General features: G+C 37.9%; 15 protein-coding genes and 1 tRNA gene. 4 read left to right on the forward strand and 12 right to left on the reverse strand.

Translation table 11 applies throughout. The features are described 5' to 3' along the window. Positions 1-16: 16 nt before the first annotated feature. The 4 genes from Q4489_RS03550 to Q4489_RS03565 form a co-directional block, all read right to left on the reverse strand. Entirely contained in the window at positions 17-994 is a 978-nt protein-coding gene (locus Q4489_RS03550; protein WP_303477183.1) for a WD40 repeat domain-containing protein, read from the reverse strand. A gap of 11 nt (positions 995-1,005) precedes the next feature. Further along, the gene (locus Q4489_RS03555) at positions 1,006-1,467 is read right to left on the reverse strand and encodes an isoprenylcysteine carboxylmethyltransferase family protein (RefSeq protein ID WP_303477185.1); all 462 of its coding nucleotides are present in this window, start codon (positions 1,465-1,467) and stop codon (positions 1,006-1,008) included. 261 nt (positions 1,468-1,728) lie between these two features. Beyond that, positions 1,729-2,634: a hypothetical protein gene (locus Q4489_RS03560; protein ID WP_303477187.1), complete on the reverse strand. Its 906-nt coding sequence runs from the start codon at positions 2,632-2,634 to the stop codon at positions 1,729-1,731. 403 nt (positions 2,635-3,037) lie between these two features. Beyond that, positions 3,038-3,113: transfer RNA gene (locus Q4489_RS03565), tRNA-His, on the reverse strand. Between the two features lie 147 nt (positions 3,114-3,260). Between Q4489_RS03565 and Q4489_RS03570 the strand changes: the two genes are divergently transcribed. Beyond that, positions 3,261-3,797: a DUF1285 domain-containing protein gene (locus tag Q4489_RS03570; protein ID WP_303477189.1), complete on the forward strand. Its 537-nt coding sequence runs from the start codon at positions 3,261-3,263 to the stop codon at positions 3,795-3,797. Positions 3,798-3,811: 14 nt separating this feature from the next. On the opposite strand, the gene Q4489_RS03575 is transcribed toward Q4489_RS03570, so the two are convergent. Together Q4489_RS03575 and Q4489_RS03580 are read right to left on the reverse strand one after the other, a co-directional pair. Further along, on the reverse strand, positions 3,812-5,038 hold the full coding sequence (locus tag Q4489_RS03575) for an acyltransferase family protein (RefSeq protein WP_303477192.1): 1,227 nt from the start codon (positions 5,036-5,038) through the stop codon (positions 3,812-3,814). A 34-nt stretch (positions 5,039-5,072) separates the two neighbouring features. Beyond that, positions 5,073-5,675, reverse strand: coding sequence for a CIA30 family protein (locus Q4489_RS03580; protein ID WP_303477195.1), 603 nt, complete (start codon positions 5,673-5,675; stop codon positions 5,073-5,075). A 197-nt stretch (positions 5,676-5,872) separates the two neighbouring features. Between Q4489_RS03580 and Q4489_RS03585 the strand changes: the two genes are divergently transcribed. Then, positions 5,873-7,501, forward strand: a complete 1,629-nt coding sequence (locus Q4489_RS03585; RefSeq protein ID WP_303477197.1) for a sigma-70 family RNA polymerase sigma factor — start codon at positions 5,873-5,875, stop codon at positions 7,499-7,501. 160 nt (positions 7,502-7,661) lie between these two features. Beyond that, positions 7,662-9,164, forward strand: coding sequence for a bifunctional diguanylate cyclase/phosphodiesterase (locus Q4489_RS03590; RefSeq protein ID WP_303477200.1), 1,503 nt, complete (start codon positions 7,662-7,664; stop codon positions 9,162-9,164). 61 nt (positions 9,165-9,225) lie between these two features. Here Q4489_RS03590 and Q4489_RS03595 read toward each other — a convergent pair whose 3' ends face one another. After that, positions 9,226-11,544 carry a CocE/NonD family hydrolase gene (locus Q4489_RS03595; RefSeq protein ID WP_303477202.1) on the reverse strand — a complete coding sequence of 773 codons (2,319 nt, stop codon included), beginning with the start codon at positions 11,542-11,544 and terminating at the stop codon, positions 9,226-9,228. A 210-nt stretch (positions 11,545-11,754) separates the two neighbouring features. Between Q4489_RS03595 and Q4489_RS03600 the strand changes: the two genes are divergently transcribed. After that, a complete protein-coding gene (locus tag Q4489_RS03600) occupies positions 11,755-13,899 on the forward strand; it encodes a winged helix-turn-helix domain-containing protein (RefSeq protein WP_303477204.1) in 2,145 nt (714 codons plus the stop codon). Here the strand turns inward: Q4489_RS03600 and hemN are convergent. From hemN to Q4489_RS03625, 5 genes are all read right to left on the reverse strand, one after another. Further along, positions 13,892-15,262, reverse strand: a complete 1,371-nt coding sequence (gene hemN, locus Q4489_RS03605) for an oxygen-independent coproporphyrinogen III oxidase (protein ID WP_303477206.1) — start codon at positions 15,260-15,262, stop codon at positions 13,892-13,894. The two genes, Q4489_RS03600 and hemN, sit on opposite strands and share 8 nt — an antisense overlap. Before the next feature lie 125 nt (positions 15,263-15,387). Continuing rightward, positions 15,388-15,897, reverse strand: a complete 510-nt coding sequence (locus tag Q4489_RS03610; RefSeq protein WP_303477207.1) for a DUF2489 domain-containing protein — start codon at positions 15,895-15,897, stop codon at positions 15,388-15,390. Between the two features lie 12 nt (positions 15,898-15,909). Further along, a complete protein-coding gene (gene yihI / locus Q4489_RS03615; protein ID WP_303477209.1) occupies positions 15,910-16,485 on the reverse strand; it encodes a Der GTPase-activating protein YihI in 576 nt (191 codons plus the stop codon). Positions 16,486-17,166: 681 nt separating this feature from the next. Beyond that, a complete protein-coding gene (locus Q4489_RS03620; RefSeq protein WP_303477211.1) occupies positions 17,167-17,697 on the reverse strand; it encodes a VOC family protein in 531 nt (176 codons plus the stop codon). 118 nt (positions 17,698-17,815) lie between these two features. After that, positions 17,816-19,597: a M61 family metallopeptidase gene (locus Q4489_RS03625; RefSeq protein ID WP_303477213.1), complete on the reverse strand. Its 1,782-nt coding sequence runs from the start codon at positions 19,595-19,597 to the stop codon at positions 17,816-17,818. Positions 19,598-19,610: the final 13 nt, after the last annotated feature.

Consider the following 19,610-nt stretch of genomic DNA (forward strand, 5'->3'; position numbering starts at 1 on the left):
TGTTACCGTTCATTGCTTAGTCTAGTGTTGTTATTGAAACAGACCATTGCTGATAAACACCATCACTGGTAATTGAGGCGATAGTATTTGGGTTGATCATTTCAATGGCTAATACTGACGAGCGAAAGCGCTGTTCATGTTTATATGCCTGCCATTGCGCAATTAACTCACCGTCTGATACTCGCCAAAGTTGAATCACCTGTTTAGGTGAAGCGGATAAGAGCCATTTGTTATGATTAATTATTTGACTATCATTGAATTCAATAAACTTAACATGGCTACCTAATTCTGCTTGCGGCTGTGTGTTACCGGTACGCCAAAAATAGCGATCTTTTATCGCATCTAAGGTAAAGGCAATTTTGCCTGTAGGTGATAACGCCACATGATTGACGCGCGATTGATGATGATAAGATTCAAGTAACTCTCCGGTTTGAATACTCCATAAATTAGCGCGTTTATCGCTTGAACCGGTCAATGCTTTCGTACCGTCATCAGAGGCAGCTACCGTATTAATATCGAGACGGTGCAGTTTAAAGGTGTTAATGACATCGCTATGCACAGACACAACACTTGCTTGCCCGCTACGAAAAGCAAAGATGAGTGTGTTTTCATTGTTGGTCATGGCAATGTCATTGATAATATTATCACCAGCTGACCAAACTCTTATAAGTCGACCTGTTGCGAGGTTATATAAATGCACATTAACGCGATTTGATGTATAAAAATATCGTTTAGTATGCGAGATGCCAACTAACTCAATTAATTTGGCATCAAGCCCTTGTAGGCAATAGTTTTGTTGATTCTTTATATTATCCCAAATACAAACTTGTTCATTATCACTGAGGATGCTTAACGTACCGTCACTGCTGATATCGGCAGCTTTTAAAACCGCCTCACTATAATGTTGTGTAACCATCGCTGCAGATGTGTAGACGGGCTGATCTGTACAAGCATTAAGCGTAAGACAAAACAATAAGATTAAAAATTTACGCATGACCAAGGACATTAAATCCAACGTCTAACTTGCTGGCAATAATCAAGGTAAGGCTGGCCAAATAGTTGCTCTAATGCTCGTTCTTCTGGCGTAATTTGAAACTGTTCTAAATATAAAACAAAAAGCACAACAAAGCCTATCAGTATTGGGTTAGCCGTATAAAAGCATAAAGCCATCAACCAACAACTGAATCCTAAGTACATCGGGTTACGTGTAACGCGATAAATACCAGAATCGACAAGTGTCGCACTTGATTGGGGTTTTGTTGGGTCAACAGTGGTGTTTGCTTTTTTGAAAGCGACAACTCCAGCCACGATAACAAAAAGTCCTGCGAACAAAAAGACGAGGGTCATAATGATGGTTAACTGAGAAGACAATATTATCGGTGTTGAAATATCTTTACTGAGCCACATAATTACGGCAAAAAAACACATAAGTAACAGGGGAGGAATTTTTAATTCGAGAAACTTCATGGAAGTAATAGCCTTAACGCTTTGTATTTTATGATTAACAGTCATAAGGCTAAGCATACTTAATTTTTAGTATAAAGTTTAGTAATTGTAAGGTTAAACTTTGTTTAGCGATATTGGCAGACCATAAGGCATAAAACATATGTTTTCAATCTTCAAGATGTCCAGCACGAACACCGAGTGGTGGTGCTCACTAAACTACTTGGTTTTGTTTTATTCATCGTTGCCTTTAATTTGTTGTATTCTGCGGTAATAGATTACTAATTAAAGTAAATAAATATTTTTACCTCGCTTTACAATGTAATTATTTAAGAGCTTCGCATCAACTAAGTCTGGTATGATTCGCCAAACGACCATGTAATAAAGAGCATCATTTCTTGGCAATTGAAGATTATAAGCATCCGCTAAAATAAACAGGGCTAACGCTAACTGCTTTTTGTTTATTATTGCTAGTTGATTATCGGCAATTGTTGATAACAGATAGGTTTGTAATATAGATTTTAGTGCGACGTAACCATATTGTTTTTTTGCAAGATCTTTTATCGCTGCAGTATAAAACGCTTTTTCGTTTATCGTCCGCTCGAATTGTGTGTCTGTAGAAAATTGAAGATCTAGAATCTTATACGCGGTTTTGATTAGTGTGCCAGTGATAGCGGCTAAGTTTTCGGCTTGTTCACTGCTAATGCTACTTTCGCGTTTGTCGATTGTTTTAATATCAACATCATTATTATGCCTTACTTTAGCAGGAATAATTGATAGTAGTTGGTTACGTAATTGAAAATATTGATGGAAAGTAGAACTATTACATTGGGGAGAAATTGTTTGTAGTTTTCGGTCAATTGCTATTTTTACTGGGTGTTTGTTGTCGATTGTTACCGCACCACGTAAATAATGCAGCAATGTAATAGACATAGGATTATTACATATTTCTTGCTCTGTAAACGCAGTTACGTGTGAGTTTGCAATTTCAAGTAAAGATGGACTTTGATGTATGGGGTACAGCTTTGCTATACGATAAACATTTGAATAATGATCTTTGTTGGATTCTACTATTAATTTAGGTATATGCGAATTGTTTGTATATTCAAAAGACGTAAATATATTATTTGCATAACAGGGAGTTGTTAATGCTACTAGATACAATGTTACTGATAATAGTTCTTTAATCATAAGCGTTCCCTGCTGTTATTTTTTGATTACTTTTTCACTATATATTGTTTGAAAAGTGATTTCTACGAAAAAAATAGTAGGTTTATTAAAAACGTTAACGTTGAGGGTATTTGTACGTGATTGAGACTATTGTTCGCTATTATTGAATGGTGGTTAGATTCTAAGGAAATATAGAGAATAGAGTATGTAGAAAAAGTGGAATGGCATATGGGAGTTGAACGCGCGGGAACTATAATAACGGAATCACCCTGTGATGACGTACCTACAGGCAAAGGAATATTGAGGAATAAGAGAAAAAAGTGGGGTGGCATATGGGAGTTGAACGCGCGGGAATTATAATAACGGAATCACTCTGTGATGACGTACCTACAGGCAAAGGAATATTGAGGAATGAGAGAAAAAGTGGGGTGGCATATGGGACTTGAACCCACGACAACTGGAATCACAATCCAGGGCTCTACCAACTGAGCTAATGCCACCACAGAACTTGATAACCACAAAGGATTTGCGTTTATCGAAGTGCGCGAATTCTATAGCACCTCGTAAACGCTGACAAGCCCAAATAAGAAAATATTCAAAAATTTGTTAGAATCTAAACAAAGTTGAGTAAAAAAAGTCACGATGATATGTCATTAGAAAAACTTGTCGAACAATTGAAGCAGCAAGAAAAAGGCTATCCGCCTGTCGAATCTTGGGATCCCGTATACTGTGGAGAAATGGATCTGATCATAAAAGCGAATGGTGATTGGTATTATGGTGGCACCATTTTTAAACGTATGTCGTTGGTGAAACTGTTAGCTTCAGTATTAAAAAAAGAAACCAATGAATACTTTCTGGTGACGCCAGTAGAAAAAATAAAGATCCAAGTTGAAAAACATCCATTAATCATAACCCAATGGCGATGGCTTGATGAACAACGTACCACAATGCAGTTAACCACAAATGTTGACGATGAATTTATTTTAGATGCTGAGCATCCGGTAAGTTTGGAAGCCGACGGTGGCTTATCTGTCATTGTAAGACGTAATCTAACTGCCGTCATCCATCGTAATGTTTACTACCAATGGGTTGAACTAGCTAAAGAAACTGAGGTTAACGGGAAAACAGCAATGACGTTTAATAGTACTGATCAATGCATTAACCTCGGTTTTATCACAGAATAAACTCTTTGTTATGCTTATGCTTTTACCTTTGAATTAGCGGTTAATTGCAAAACACGGGGCTTTTTTCTGCCATTAAGAACCCTGCCAATAATGGTTGAACGTACAAAAAGTTCATATAGGGTTAACGACAACACCACGGTTATTGTACAAATACCGAATAACTTGAACGACCAATGAGAATCAATTTCTGCAAAAGCAATTTGTAGCCAAATCACGATAGGTAAATGGATTAGATAAAGCCAATAAGAAGCGTCAGCAAGATAACGTATTACATGATTTAAACGGTTGAAGGAGCGAAAACATAATCCGATAAATAGTGATACTAGTGTCCACATCATTAACGCATAATTCAAAACAAATACAATTTTAAGCAAATGATAATGAGGGTGGCCTAGTTGCGACTGAAAACTTGTTAATATCACGGTTAACACTGTAGCCGACAAGCATATGATTATTTTGCTCCAGGTAATTTTTGCGAAATATTGTATTTGTTGCTTTTGACGATTCATTAACCAACCAAAACTAAAAAAGCCTGTATAAACAAAAAGCACAGGTAGATTGGGTATTAAACTTTTATCAGGTGTGTCCATTCCCCAGTGTGACATAAACCATAAGCAACTTCCGATTGGCAACACAACCAAAAATGGTGCAAAAGAGGATCGGCAAAGCCAAGTTACTAAGCAATCCATACTTGCTGATAATGTATGTTTCACCTTGTCATTTAACGACACCATACTGCAAACAAAAAGTGTAAGGGCGGGTATGAGTAACAGGTAATATAAGAACCATAAATGTGTTCCTACCAGAAAACCGCCTGGGAGATCTTTTAAACTAGCCAACCCCTGTGTTAATGCGTTAGCAATATCTGTATCACCACGCATGCTTTCTGCTCCCATAATCCAACCTGACACTAGCATTGGCCGTAAGATAAACCAGCCGATAAGCAATGGCAGACCTATTCTCATAATTCTTGTTGATATAAAAGTTCTTATTCCTTTTTTTTGTAATGTCATGTGGCTAAAAAAGCCGGCAATTAGAAAGAAAAGTTCCATGCGAAAAGAATGACTTATCATCACAAATATCGCGACGATATTGCTTGTAGAAATATCCATTACTGCCCACCCTATAAACATGGGCATAAATGAAAGGCTTGCATGAAACACAATACCGAGTAGTAAAGCTAATGCTCGCGCTGCGTCTAGGTAGTCGAGTCTATTCGACGTTTGTGATGAACTGGCCATCGTCGTTACCCTTTTCGTATGTTGTGGTGAGGTATTAATAAAAACTGACTTCGCGAATTTGATAATCGAAAGAAGATTTTTGCATGGCATAAGCGACAATACTTAAGCTATTAATTGTTTTAGTATTCAACGGAGTTTGTTCTGACCAAGCTCTTTTCATGGTGCTAAAAGGTAACTTCACTTCGTGAAATTTTTCATCAGCGATTAACATTACGGGTGCCGCATGATAATCAAAATTGGTAACTTCTGTACTATTTGCAGAGACCGATAAGTTACCTTTTCGGACTTTTATTAATAACGTTATACCTTCATATTGGCTCAAGTCTTTTGGCAAACCTTGCGCATCGAGTAATAATACTGAACTTGCCCAGCCAGGCTGGCCCCTAGGAGGTATGATTTCACCTGATTGATGCATACTGCCGTTAGAAATCGTTAAGGTTGTATTTGTTTTACCACCTGCGGTAGTGTCGTTAATAAATTGTCTAGGTAACCCTAGACTGTTATTGGTTTGATGACTGAAGTCATCGACAAGCTTTCCTAAAGTACTACTATTTGCTACGCCTGAATACAGCATCATTGTGCTAAACATAGATGAGGTAATTATCACGCCTAATATTTGAGTAAATTTTTTCATCATTTTTCCTATATATTGTAAAATTAACTGTGGAGGTCATGAGTAGTGTTCGCTTCATCACCTTCTTGTGGAATAAGTACCAAGTGTCGAGAAAAGGTGACAAAGAAATCGTATTTATTGTAGAAGCAGTAAAAAAATGATTTTTTTGTCACTTTTATTATTTCTAAGGCACTTACTTGGTATTAAAACGGGAAGTACAGATGATGAAACTGTTTAAAAAACGAATACCTATTATTAATGCCACTGACGCACACCTAGTGATGCATTCGTTAGGAGGAGATCGATACGCTTTTTGTGAGATTGTATCTCGTTATCAAAATTTACTTTGCTCTGTTGCATATTCAGCAATCGGTGATGTAAAGCAAAGTGAAGATCTTGCTCAAGAAGCCTTCATTGAAGCATGGAAGAAACTTGATACCCTTCGAGACCCTGAAAAGCTCAAATCGTGGTTGTGTGGTATTTTACGATTTAAAGTTAGCCATTTTCGTCGAAAAGAAGAAAATCAGCCGATCAAACATGCCAGCGAACTCGATGAATACAGTGATCAAACGAAAATAAATACTGAACTAGATAATTCCATGATAGACGAGCAAGAGCAGGCATTGCTTTGGAGAACGCTTAATACCATGGACGAAACTTATCGTGAACCATTGGTGTTATTTTATCGTGAACAACAATCCATTGAACGTGTTGCGCGTGAACTCGACTTATCTGAAAGCACCGTTAAGCAGCGACTTTCTAGAGGGCGCAAGTTGTTAAAAACTGCCATGAGTACTTTTGTTGAAGACGCACTCGAGAAAAGTAAACCAGGGGTTGCTTTTACTTCGACTATTTTTACGATTATTAGTGGGTTAGCACCACCAGCGAAAACTGCCGCTTTTAGTGCAAGTGCCTTTAAAACGGGAAGCTTTTTTAAGCTTTCTTCAGTATTAACTTTTTTAGCAGTTTTTTCAGGTTTTATTAGTTCATATTTTGGGGTTCGAGCAGGGCTTGATCAATCTCGAACTGTGAATGAACGTCGTTTAGTGATCAAATCTGTTGTGCTCTTTTTTACCGTTGCTTTTTTGTTTGTCGTGGCGATGTTAGGGCTAAAACATTATGTTTATGCAAATCAAGAAAGTGCTAAAATGATGGCTATCCTCGCACAGCTTGTGGTTCTTGCATTTGTTGCATGCTATTTGTATCTCGCTATAGCGATGGTTGTAGCACAGAAAACCCTACGTCAACATGAGCGGTTATTTCATCCTGAGGCTTTTCTACATGAAAGTGACCAAACATCATCGAAGCAGCGTGAATATATCAGTAAGTTATCACTATTTGGCATACCTTTGGTGCATATTCAATTTAGTATTCCAGAGCAAAATGATAAAGCGGCGTTTGGTTGGATAGCCGGTGGAAGTTATGCAAGAGGGTTATTATTTGCATGGGGAGGGGTTGCCATAGCGCCAATTAGCGTCGGTATTATTTCTGTTGGTGTTTTGAGCATAGGGGCTATTGGGGTGGGTTTGTTTAGCATGGGTACTGTAGCAATAGGATTCATTGCTTTTGGTGCATCTGCAATTGGATTCAAAGCCTATTCATCATTGTCTTCTTTAGGTTGGGAAAGCGCATTAAGTGGCGGTTTTTCAATTGCTAAAGAAGGTGCTATAGGGGCAATAGCCTTTGCTGAGCAGGCAAATACAGAATTTGCTGCAGATATTGTTAAACTGCAATTATTTGAAGAACATTTTCATTGGGCATTAGCGATATTAGCTTTTATGGTCATAGTACCTGCAATGTATTATGCTCAGCAGGTGAGAAAACGTATGAAAGCGACTAAACACGATTAACTATATGATCTATAATAAGGTGTTAACTCCCTAACTATACCAACTAAATGTAGCTTAGTGGCTATGTTCGTATCTGCTAAGTCATGGGGAAATATGTAATATACGAGTATTTAATAAACCTATGCTATTTTGTTAAGCGCAGTACTGAGAGCAAATTTTTATGGATAAAGTCGTTAATTCGGCGGTGAAAATCGCCTTTATTTACGCAATATTTGCAGGACTTTGGATATTGTTCTCAGATTTAGCCGTTGAAACCTTTATAGACAGCTCAAACCTACGCGCACTCGCGCAAACGTATAAAGGATTAGTTTTCGTTTTTATTACAGCAATGATGTTGCTTGTTTTGGTATATCGTAACAATCGTGCCCTTGAAAAAACCAATGATTTAGACAGCCTGACAGGGCTGCATAGCATCAATATGTTTATTCGTTCGTTGGATAAAGCGATTGGTTCACTTCATTCTCATGAAAAAATTATTCTTGGTTACCTAGATATCGATGACTTTAAAGCGTTAAATGAAACGATAGGTTTTGACCGCGCGGATATGTTCTTACGTGATTTGGCAAGCGATATTACCAAAGCGACCTTAGCGCGTTCAGTGACCTCTCGATTACATGCTGATCAATTTGCTAGTTTTGCGTTCATAAATACCAATGAAGCATTTGATATGGATGCTCATGTACTAAGTTTTCAACGGCTGTTTGCTAAACGCGCTAAGCAAAATGGTATTAATGTTACTTGTTGTATTGGCGTTGCACTTTATCCAACAGATGGTGAAAATGCGAAAGAATTAATGGTGTCAGCAACAGAAGCATTGGAAATAGCGAAAAAGCAACAAAATGCCATTCAATATCATGACAAAGCATTAACTGAAATCGCCATGCAACGACGCCAATTGGTATTAGATTTACGACAGGCGATTAAAGATGAGGCACTAACAGTTGTTTATCAACCTAAATATAACTTAAACACCTTAACCATTAGCGGTGTTGAAGTATTGGTTCGTTGGATTGATGAAAGACATGGTTTTGTTTCACCTGCTGACTTCATTCCGTTGGCAGAAGACAATCACCTCACTAATGCTATTTCAAAACTTGTTGTCGGAAAAGCAGCCAAAGAGTTAGCCGAAGCAGGTTTACTTAATGGAGTTTTGCAACACATCGCAGTTAACGTGTCTGCTACAGAGTTTAATAACCAAGACGAAATGCGTGTTTTAACGCAATTCATTAAAAGTCTTGAGCATTTCGCGCCATTTGTGCGCCTCGAAATAACTGAAACAGCAACATTAACCGATATGAAAAAGAGTGTTGATATTATCGCTGATTTACAACAACAAGGTATAACACTTTCAATTGATGATTTTGGTACAGGTTATACATCTTTAACCATGCTAAAAGATTTAACGGTGGATGAAATTAAAATCGATCGCAGCTTTATTTCTGAAATAGAACATGACGAACGTTCAAAAACGATCGTCAACGCTATTATCGTTATGGCAAAAAGCTTTGGGGTAAATATTGTTGCCGAAGGCATCGAAACAGATAATCAATTGAAATTATTACAAGATATGGGTTGCATAGAAGCACAAGGATTTCTATTGGCAAAACCAATGCCGATTAACGAATTAGTTACCCACTTACAAGAGAAGAGAAAGATACACTAGCGCAGTGTGGTGATGAATCCCCTCAATAATATTGTTAAGGGGATTGTGATTAGCGAGACACTTACCAAACACGTAATGGCAATTTTATTTCACTATCGTTAAACCACTTAAGGGTTAATGGTTTGCCAGCATCTTCAATAGTTTCTTTACCAACATCTTTACCTGAGCCCATGTTTACTTGGGCATTACGATTTTTATTCACATTGAGTACAAGAGCTAGTCGACTTCCTCGGTCGAATAATTTAGCTGTCATTCGGGCATTTACAATGGGGATGGTCGTTTTTTCATTAGGGGTTAATAAGTTGCGCTTACTCATATCGGCCGCATAACTCGCTCTACTTATATACGTTTGTAGGTGCATGCTCTTACCTGCACTATCGATAGCAAATAAACTGTAACCAATATCAACATCTTTCTTATTAACGGCGATTGAAAATGTGCCAGTAATTTGCCCTGACAACTCCATGGGTTGTTCAAATGGTTCGGTCATCAATACTATGCCATTATCGACCTCAAAAGTGTCTGACACAATTGGCCATGGAGAAACGTTATGCTCTGTTGTTCGATCGGCCATATCGACCGTTTGCTTTATATAGCTTAGGTTTCGTTCTTTGGCTGTTGTAAATGTAAAGTGGCCGTGTTCACTGGCTTTAGTGCTAAAATAAAAAGACTGAGCATCTTGATTCATCTTGTTTAATGAAGCTTTATGTACCCATTGATTGCTTCCCATCAATTGATAGTTAACTTTATCTTGTAGCAGTTTCGGTTTTGGTTTGTTCTTCAACAAATAGTCAAACCATTGAAACACGACTTCTTCAGTGTCTTTTTCTAATGCAACCTCATCTAGCTTATAGTTACTATGGTGTGACCTGACTTTATTTTGTGCGGTGTAATGATTATATGGACCAATCAGTAAGGTGTGGTCTGCATCTGGGTTATAAGTGTAATGACGTGTTAAATAATCAATGGCTGAGATCTGACCGCCATCGAAATAACCTGTAACGGTTAATACTGGAATATTAATGTCTTTATATTCTTGCTTTACAGGTATCATCGCTTGGTAATACTCATCAAAACTAGGATGCTCAATCCATTTTTGAAACCAGGGGTTGCTTTTACCATCTAAGCTATCAATAGCAGAAATTTCTTTACCACTTTTAAATAGGTTATTGACTAACGCTGTTCGTTTTTGCCAGTTGGCGTAAACACTCTCATCAACTGTTTTGTTATTGGTAACATAAAATGCCCATTCATAATTTGCCGTTAACATAATATTGTTTTCGTATGGCAACCCTGTAATTATACTTGCGGCAGTATAGGGGGCGATTGCTTTGAGCGCATTTGGCATATATTTTGTGGCTGCCCATTGTGTAAAGCCGTTATAGCTTCCGCCATACATGACAACATCTCCATTACTCCAAGGTTGTTTACTAATCCAATTGATAATTGCGGCAGCGTCTTTGCCATCGTTTTCAAAAGGGGTGATTTCATTATTACTTGAACGTTTTCCTCTTGAATTGGCGACGACGCCTATATAGCCATGTGCAGCAGCATGCATGGCTGTTTTGATATGGCTAGCTTCATCGGCATAAATGGTAAATTGCATTGCCGTTGGCATTTTTACTGGTCTATCTTTTGGCATTACAATGGTTGTTGCGATTTCGATGCCGTCGTCTGTTGTGATCAGTAATTCTGGTTGAATGTCGAATCGTTTCTTCTGTTCTGCATTAAGCAAGGGTTGAACGACAGGAATCACGTCTGTTAATACTTGGTATAGGTGCGTATTGGTTATTAAATTAACCGCTTGGCTAATTGAAAGCGATTTGTTTTGTTGTAGTTCTTTAAAAATATTGTGGGCATAATTTTGCGCATTATCGATTGACCACCCAAGTGCTAAACTAAGGTTGACTAATTTTTCATCATCTACCGTGTTAAGCTGATCTGCAAATGCCTTGTTGATTTCGCGAGTTAGATTTAATGATGCGTGATTTGAAGATGCTAAGACACTACTGCGTAATAGGTAGTGTGTATAGTTGATGCCATTTGGATGTGACTTGATTAGGTCAATCGCTTGTTTGTGGTGGCCAAGAATTGATAATAGTGCAATTTTGTTGAACATACCCTGTTCATCTACGGCGGTTTCTGGTATTAGCTTTGCTAATGAAAGTAATTGCTGATGAAAGGTATTATTTGTTAACAATTGAAAGGCGTCTTCGCGTGACTGTAACGACGCTTTATGAAGTAAGCTAGGTGTATGTAGCGTTGTTACATCTGCTGCCTTTACTTGCGTGTTGATGATCATGGAAAGCACAAGCGCATGCATTAAGAGCCAGTATATAGAGCTCTGTGTTGATTGAAATTTGGCTGAAATAGTAGACATCTCTTTTCCTTGTAAACGTAATATATGGTGTACTTGTTACTTCTGATTTTTAACAAGTGAATTTTTGAGAGTAAGTTAGTGGTTATGTACAAAAAAGTCGTGACGTGTAGCTGACTTTGCAGGATTTTTTGCTGACTTTTGATGACTTTTCGTGACCAAATTAGTGAATTGTGATAGTTTACAAATACTTAAAAAGGCGTAGATAAAAAGATGCGTTGGCAAATAGCACATTTCATTTTTTGTGATCAGCAACAGTCACTTACAGATAATAAGCATACGCAACAGTTAGAGCCTATGACGGTTGAATTGTTACGTTACTTTTGTCAGCACCCCGATGTGATTATTAGTAAAGATGAATTAATCACCAATGTGTGGCTTGGAAGAATCGTCAGTGATAATGCTGTCAGTAAGTTAATCACAAAACTTAGAAAAGCTTTTGTTGATGATGTGAGACGACCACAGTTCATCGCAACGTTTCCCAAAAAAGGGTACAAGTTTATTGCTTCGGTCAAACTGCTTGATGAACAAAACAAAGACTACGAAGCATGCACCGAACATCTACAACCCACCTCGAATGACACTGAACCGAGTGTTACTCCTGAGATAACGGCCTTCATCAAGCAATTAGCTCATGAACAAAATGAAACGACAGTTGCTACGATTGGTAACCACAGGGTTAAATCGACACGAAAGATAATTATTGGTATCTGTATGCTGATATTTATTATGGTGGCCTTTAGTTGGCAACAAACCAAGAATCAACAAATTACGACTTCTGCAAAAGCGTTAACAACAGATGCTGGCGATGAGTTTTTTGCTGAATATTCGCCAGACGGTACACGCGTAGCATATTTATCTAAAATTCGAGGTAATGTCTATTTAAGAATTAAACGAATTGCTGATGAAACCGTGATCACGATTGATGATCATGGAGGCATGGGGGTGGGTCCTGCAAGTTGGAATGATGAGGGTACAAAGCTAGCGTATTTAGTTGGAAATAGCAGCCAGTGTCAATATTTCATCCGAGAGATTGATGGCTTGACCTTAGGAAAATCAACGTTAATTCATAACTGTACAGCAGGCAGTTTCGGGAAAATTTTATTTACGCATGATGATAATCTTCTTGTTTATGCTGAAAATAATGGTGCTGGTACACCATATACTTTATTTTCAATTGATTTAAAAACGGGTAAACAAAAGCGCTTGGCACAACCAGATATTTATTTAGGCGGTAACTATCAATTTGATTTACACCCGTCAAAAAATACGTTATTGATTTCCTCACCAGACCAACAGCAGTGGGAAGGCTTTTATCAGTTAGATCTTGATACAGATAAACTAACCTTGCTTTTTAAGCTTAATGCTTATGTATGTTGTGCAATATGGAGTCATGATGGAGAGCACGTCGTTATGATGGGGGAACATCCTGCGAATGATCTTCTCCGTTATGATGTAAAGGGTAAAAAAGTGGCTGTTATCTATGCGGGTACAAGAGTTATTCGAGCACCTAAAAGACACAGTAACGGACGAGACTACCTGTTTTCTGCCGGTGATAGAAATACAGATTTAGCACGATTGTCACTGAATACTCAACGACAATCGGTGATTGCTAATAGCTCGGTAAATGAGCGCTTTGCTCGCGTTGCTAATACATCTGACACTATCGCCTATATTTCGTTAGCAACAGGCCATGAAGAAGTTTGGTTGACCTCATTGGATAATCAGTCTCGCTCAAAATTAACCCAGTTTGATGACGATAGGCATTATGTAGACTTAAGGTGGTCACCTAATGATGAATATTTAATGGCATTAACATTAAATGAGATCCATCTTATTTCTGTAAAAGATGGGCGCTATAAACGTCTTAAAATAACGCAAAATGAGATTAAAGGCGTGTCATTTAAAAGCGAGAATATCATTGCCTACAGTGTCAAGGTTGCTGAACGTTGGCAAGTGCATTTTTATAATTTACAGACTAATTCGGTATCTAAAGCCGAATCAAAATGGCAATTTGTTCACTTCCGTGCCAATGAGAAAGATACACTTTGGCTTGATCAACAACAACAATTGTTTGTTGGTAAAACGGAGCAACAACAGGTGACTCACCTCAAGCTTTCGTCGTATTTTTTGGATGGTCGTCAGTTCAATTTACGCAAACAAGGTGAACAATGGTATTGGTTTGATTATCAAATGCGAAAAATTTTATCCTTTACCGATGGGCAGAAAGAAAGTGACGCTAAACCGCTCGTTAGCTCGCGTGTAAGCGATTTTGACATTACGACCAGCCACTTGCTCTACGGACAAGTAAAACAAGAGAACCTAGATATTTATCAAACGTCTCCCGTGACTAAATAACACGTGAAAATCGTTGTTGATTTACGTGTTGTTTCATATAAGCATCAAAACTCATGGCAATGATACGAATAAGTAATCGCGCACGTTGATCAACAGTGATGTATTGGCTAGACATTGTTAGCAAACCGTCGTTGATAAAACAGGTGAGGGTTGCTAATTCATCAGCAAAATATTGATCAAAACAGATAGAAAATTGGTTTTCGATGGCTGCTTTGTCAATATGCATATTGCACATTAACGACTTTATCACTTGGCCACGAATTATATCGTCTTGTGTTAATGTTAACCCCTTAGTAATTGCTTGCCCTTGTACATCTATAGCACGGTAATATTGTTTCAACTCTTTTTCGTTTTGACTATAGCATTCACCAATAGCACTAATTGAAGAAACGCCTAGTCCGAGCAAATCACTGTTACCTTGAGTGGTGTAACCTTGGAAGTTACGGTGTAAGGTACCTTTACGTTGTGCTATGGCAAGTTCATCATCAGGCTTTGCAAAGTGATCCATACCAATAAACTCATAGCCATATTGACATAGTCGTTCAATAGCTAATTTCATCAAGGCAAATTTTTCTTGTGCGTTTGGTAGCCATTCATCACGTAATTTACGTTGTGCTGCGAAGCGGCTTGGCAGGTGGGCATAACTGAATAATGAAATGCGGTCTACGTTCATTTCGTAGACTTTATCGATAGTTTTACTGAACGTTTCTGTTGATTGATGTGGTAAACCATAAATTAAATCAACATTCACTGAGCGAAAGCCTAATTGTTTTGCTCTAGTAATAATACTGGCAATGAAGTCAGTTGATTGCGTGCGATTAATGGCTTCTTGTACTTTACCGTCAACGTCTTGTACGCCAATACTTAAACGATTAAAGCCCAATTCGTATAAATGATCTATCAAGTCAAGATCAATTTCACGGGGATCAATTTCAATGCTCATCTCAATGTCAGTTAAAAACGAAAATGCTTTTTTTAGATGATAAACAAGAAAACTCAATTGATTTTTAGTTAAAAAGCTTGGCGTACCACCTCCCAAATGAAGTTGTTTAACGTGATATTTTTTGAATAACGATGCCTTTGCTTTTAGTTCTTTGACTAAATAATCAAGATAGATATCTGCTTTATCACGTTGACGCGTCACGACTTTATTGCACCCACAGTAATAGCATAATGAGTGACAAAATGGGATGTGAACATAAAGCGATAACGAATTGTTTTTTGAATTTTCTATCGCGGAGGCTAAATCAATTGCTGTAAATTGATCATGAAACTCAAGCGCGGTTGGGTATGAAGTATAACGCGGTCCACTGGTGTTATATTTTCCCAGTAGTGTTGGATCAAAATACAGTTCAGTTTGCATTAGGTTAGCCTTTACGATGTATGATAGCCGAGTGTTCAATAAGAAATGAACACTCGTATTTTATCAACGTAGGAAATAAGACTTTTTGATCAAGCGCAAGCTTTAGCGATTAATTTGGCTAACTGTTATGCAGCGGTACTAATATGTTCGTTAAGGGTTGAAATACGCTCATTGGCGTACTGGTGTAAACGTTTAATATCTTGATGTATGTTTGGCTGTAATCGACTTTCTGCTTTCATTCTGACTAAGTCGAGTTTCATGCGTTCACGTTTTTCAAGCTTTTTGCGTTCTTCAAGAATTGGCATGTGCTTAATCGCATTGTACAATTCAAAAATGCTAGGAAACTCACTAGCAAGTTCGCTCGATGTTTTTAATGAATCGAGTAATACGCTTAATCGCCAACAACCTTCTGATAACTCACATTGTTCTTCTTTCATTGCACGAACAATGATCACAACACTATCGAGAATCTTTTTATCATGCTCACGCAACTTTTCTTGTTGCAGTTTTTGAGCACTTAGTTGTGCTTTTTTTTGCTGGTGTACTTGCTTTAATAACATGCCAGCATAAAAAGCAAGCGATGCTATTATCAGGCCGCCAATAACGAATAATTCGAGCCAATATTGTTCAAACATAGTATTCCTGTGTTATTGATAATCTGAAAAATCTTGTTTATCGAGCTTGTCCCATAAAGCGTCATCATCTTTTGGTGACTGATGGCTCGTTTCTTCTTCATCAGTTAAGCTAAGTTGCTCGCTGATCGCTTGATGTCTATCCATTAACTGATTGAAATAATCAATTTCTTGCTCAGTTAACGCGATGTCCTGTTCTTGTTTACCGAGTATAATCTGTAAAGCTTCGTCTTGTTCGATATTGCTTAACTCTTCGTTAAGTTCAGCGGTGTTATCAACACCAGCTACTTCGCGAATTGGTGCAATCCGAGGAGCCGATTCTGACTTAGATTTCGGCTTAGCCACTGAGGGTTCCTTTTCAGTTGTGCCTAACGTAATTGGTTTTTTACTGCCAATACGTGGGTCTTTATTATGCTGCGCTTGTTGCGGAGTATTTTTACTATCTCGAGCTTCTTGTTGTCGATTTCCGGGCTTTTTGCCTTTTTGTTTTTTCGGTTTTTTATCTTTTAGCTCTGCAAGTTGTTGTTTTTCTTGCTTAGACAACCTTACTGGCGCGGCTGAAGGTTTTCTAGATTTCTTTTTACGTGTCATAAGGCTTACGTTAACGATGAATAATATCCACTATTTTACTGTAGATTTACGCTAGAGGGTAATTATTCTGATGATAGAAAGAAAAAACGATGGCTATGCCATCGCTTTAGGAGAATTATTGTCATATAAACTCGACAAAATGCATGTTCCAATTTAGTGTGATCCGTTACTTTGGTAACAATCCCTGTATGTCTCTAACAGTGTTCCCGTTTATTATTACTAGCTTCCCTTGGTGTTTCTACTTATCGGTCGTCCTGACTCTTTCTTAGGCTTTCCTTATTATCCTCCTGGACTGAATTGTCATCAATCCTGATGAAGATTAAACCATCCTTATTTTCAATAAAGTAATACTACTAAGAGTATTTTTTAGCTTCCTAATTGCGTGTTCAGTTCCATTTTGTATTTGGCTACCAACCAGTAGCTTCAATTACTTTACCGAATTAAATCTGTTAAGCAAGTGTTAAATTGGTTAAAAATACATCATTTTAATGAAAATTCGTTAACTTAATGTTTTGCAAGAATATTAAAAATTGGAAAGCCATTAGCAAAAAATATTAATGGCAAATGTCTTACAAAGAAAGAAGGAACAAGCGTACAGAGATACAATAATGGTGTTGGTAAATAAAAAAAGCGAGTAATGTTCATTACTCGCTTTTCTTATCATATCAGTTGGTATGTAACCTAATCGTGTTCATGCAACCAAGCGGCATGGTTAGGCGCACGTTTAGTTTCAGCCCATTCATCAATCATCGCATGCGCCACGTCATTTAGTTGTTTATATTGTTCAGGTGTACCGATATCAGCAGCAAGTTCTAATCGGTGGCCACTTGGATCAAAAAAGTAAATCGATTTAAATACACCGTGGTGAACAGGGCCCAACACATCAACCCCTTTACTTTGTAAGCTTTCTTTTGCGGCGACTAAAGCATCAACATCGGCAACTTTAAGTGCTAAATGCTGCACCCAGGCCGGTGTATTTTCGTCTCTGCCCATATCATCATTGTTAGGCAATTCAAAAAATGCCAATACATTGCCCATACCGGCATCTAAAAATATATGCATATAGGGATCAGGGGCTTTGGTAGAAGGTACTTCATTTTCTGCAATGGCTAAGACTAGGTCCATATTAAGCTTTTCTTTGTACCATTCAACGGTTTCTTTAGCATCTTTACAGCGATACGCAACATGATGTACTTTTTCAATTTTGATCATAGCGACTTTCTCTTTTACTCGAATAGCATGATGATAAACTAAAAGTAACAAATGTTACTAATTGCGTTGATATAATGTCTTTATAAGGGTGTCTTTTTTTATTTACACCCTATGTCAATTAACGGTTTATTGCTCGCCATTGCTGACTTAATGCTTCATCTTTTACCGTTAAACATACCCCTGTATCAGGTGAGTCAATAAAGCGAATAGCGTTTGTTATTAATTGGTCGTCTCTGAAAAAATGACAGTCAACGCGTTGATTCGCGGGTAAGTAATTTGCTAGCTGTTGAATACTCTTGTCGGTGATTTTTAAATGATCAATAGCCACTAATACATCATTAACCGCGATACCTGCATTAGCTGCGGGCGAGTTTTCAATCACTTGAGTGATCTGCACACCAAGAGGAAGTGCTTTATAGTGTGCTCCTATATATGGCGCATAGTTATGGTCTTCAGTGGTGTCGACACTATTAAGCTTGGAAAACTTACTTTTTGTGAAACTAATACCAACGTTGGCTAATAACGGAGCTATATCTACCGGAGATTTTGCTGTTAACAATTGGGTGAACACTTCGCTGATATCTTCACCACAAAGAATATTGGTGATGTTGATAAAATCTTCTTGCTCAGTGCCAATGCCTGGTCGGCCGAAATGTATCCATAACTCACGCATTAGTTGATCGAGTGAATACCGCTGGTTAGATTTTTCTCTGATCGTTAAATCGAGCCACAAGGCGATAATTGCCCCCTTTGTGTAATAGCTGACAATATTATTAACAGCGTCAGGCCCTTGTTTATAAAACTTTGTCCAAGTATAAAAACTTGACTCTGTAACACTCTGTTTGAATTGACCATTGCCACGGTTGACGCGTGTAATCGCTTTGCTCAGTATTTTTAAGTAATCGTCAAAAGAGATAATACCGGCCCGATAAAGTGAAAAATCATCGTAATAAGAGGTAATACCTTCGTAAGCCCAAAGCTGATCGGTATAGCTTTCTTGATCTAATTGATAGGGTACAAAGGCTTTCGGTTTAATTCGGCAAACATTCCATGCGTGGAAATACTCATGGGAACATAAGGATAGAAAGGTTTTATAGTCATCACTGAGCTCGCCCTTTTGCTGAGGATTGGGTAAATCAAAACGACTTGCTTGCAAAATGGTTGAATTTTTATGTTCTAAACCGCCAAAGCCATTTTCTAACAAATGGGTGATAAACCAGTATTCTTTGAAAGGGGCTTCACCAAATAAATCGATATGATGCTGACAAAGTTTTGCAACATCGTCTGCCATACGTTCTGTGTCACCATAATGCTTGCTGGTAAATACCATATGGTGGGTAACACCTTCTACGTCAAACTCAACACTTTCAAATGCGCCAATTGCAACCGGGCAATCGATTAATTCGGCGTAATTATCAGCAATGTATTCACCAAAATGGTATTTTTCTGTGTTTTTAGCTCTTTGCATACCAGTGGCAACACGCCAATTGGGTTGGTTGGTGGGGGCTTCAATCATTAACTGACATTGCTCATCTTTTAAGTTTTCAACGGCAAGAAACGTTGAACTACCGTTAAAAAAGCCTCGTTGATTGTCTAAATAGGCTGTTCTGACCGATAAGTCGAATGCGAAGACTTGATAACTAATCGTTATGTTGCCGCCACAGCGAGCAAGTTGCCAACGCTGCTTATCAAGTGCTGTCAGTTCAATTGATTGGTTTTGTGCATTAGTAGCTGAAATTGCAATGATATTTTTAGCAAAGTCTCTGATCATGTAACTGCCAGGAAGCCATGCAGGCAATGACAAAAAGTAATCTTGATTTTGTTCAGCAGTAAAGGTTAGCGAAACATCGAATAAATGATGATTAACGTGGTTAGCGGCAATACGATATTTTATAGTCATGAGATAAATTGCA

Origin of the sequence: Thalassotalea sp. 1_MG-2023 (assembly GCF_030546745.1) — a bacterium.
Classification (GTDB): Bacteria; Pseudomonadota; Gammaproteobacteria; order Enterobacterales; family Alteromonadaceae; genus Thalassotalea_C.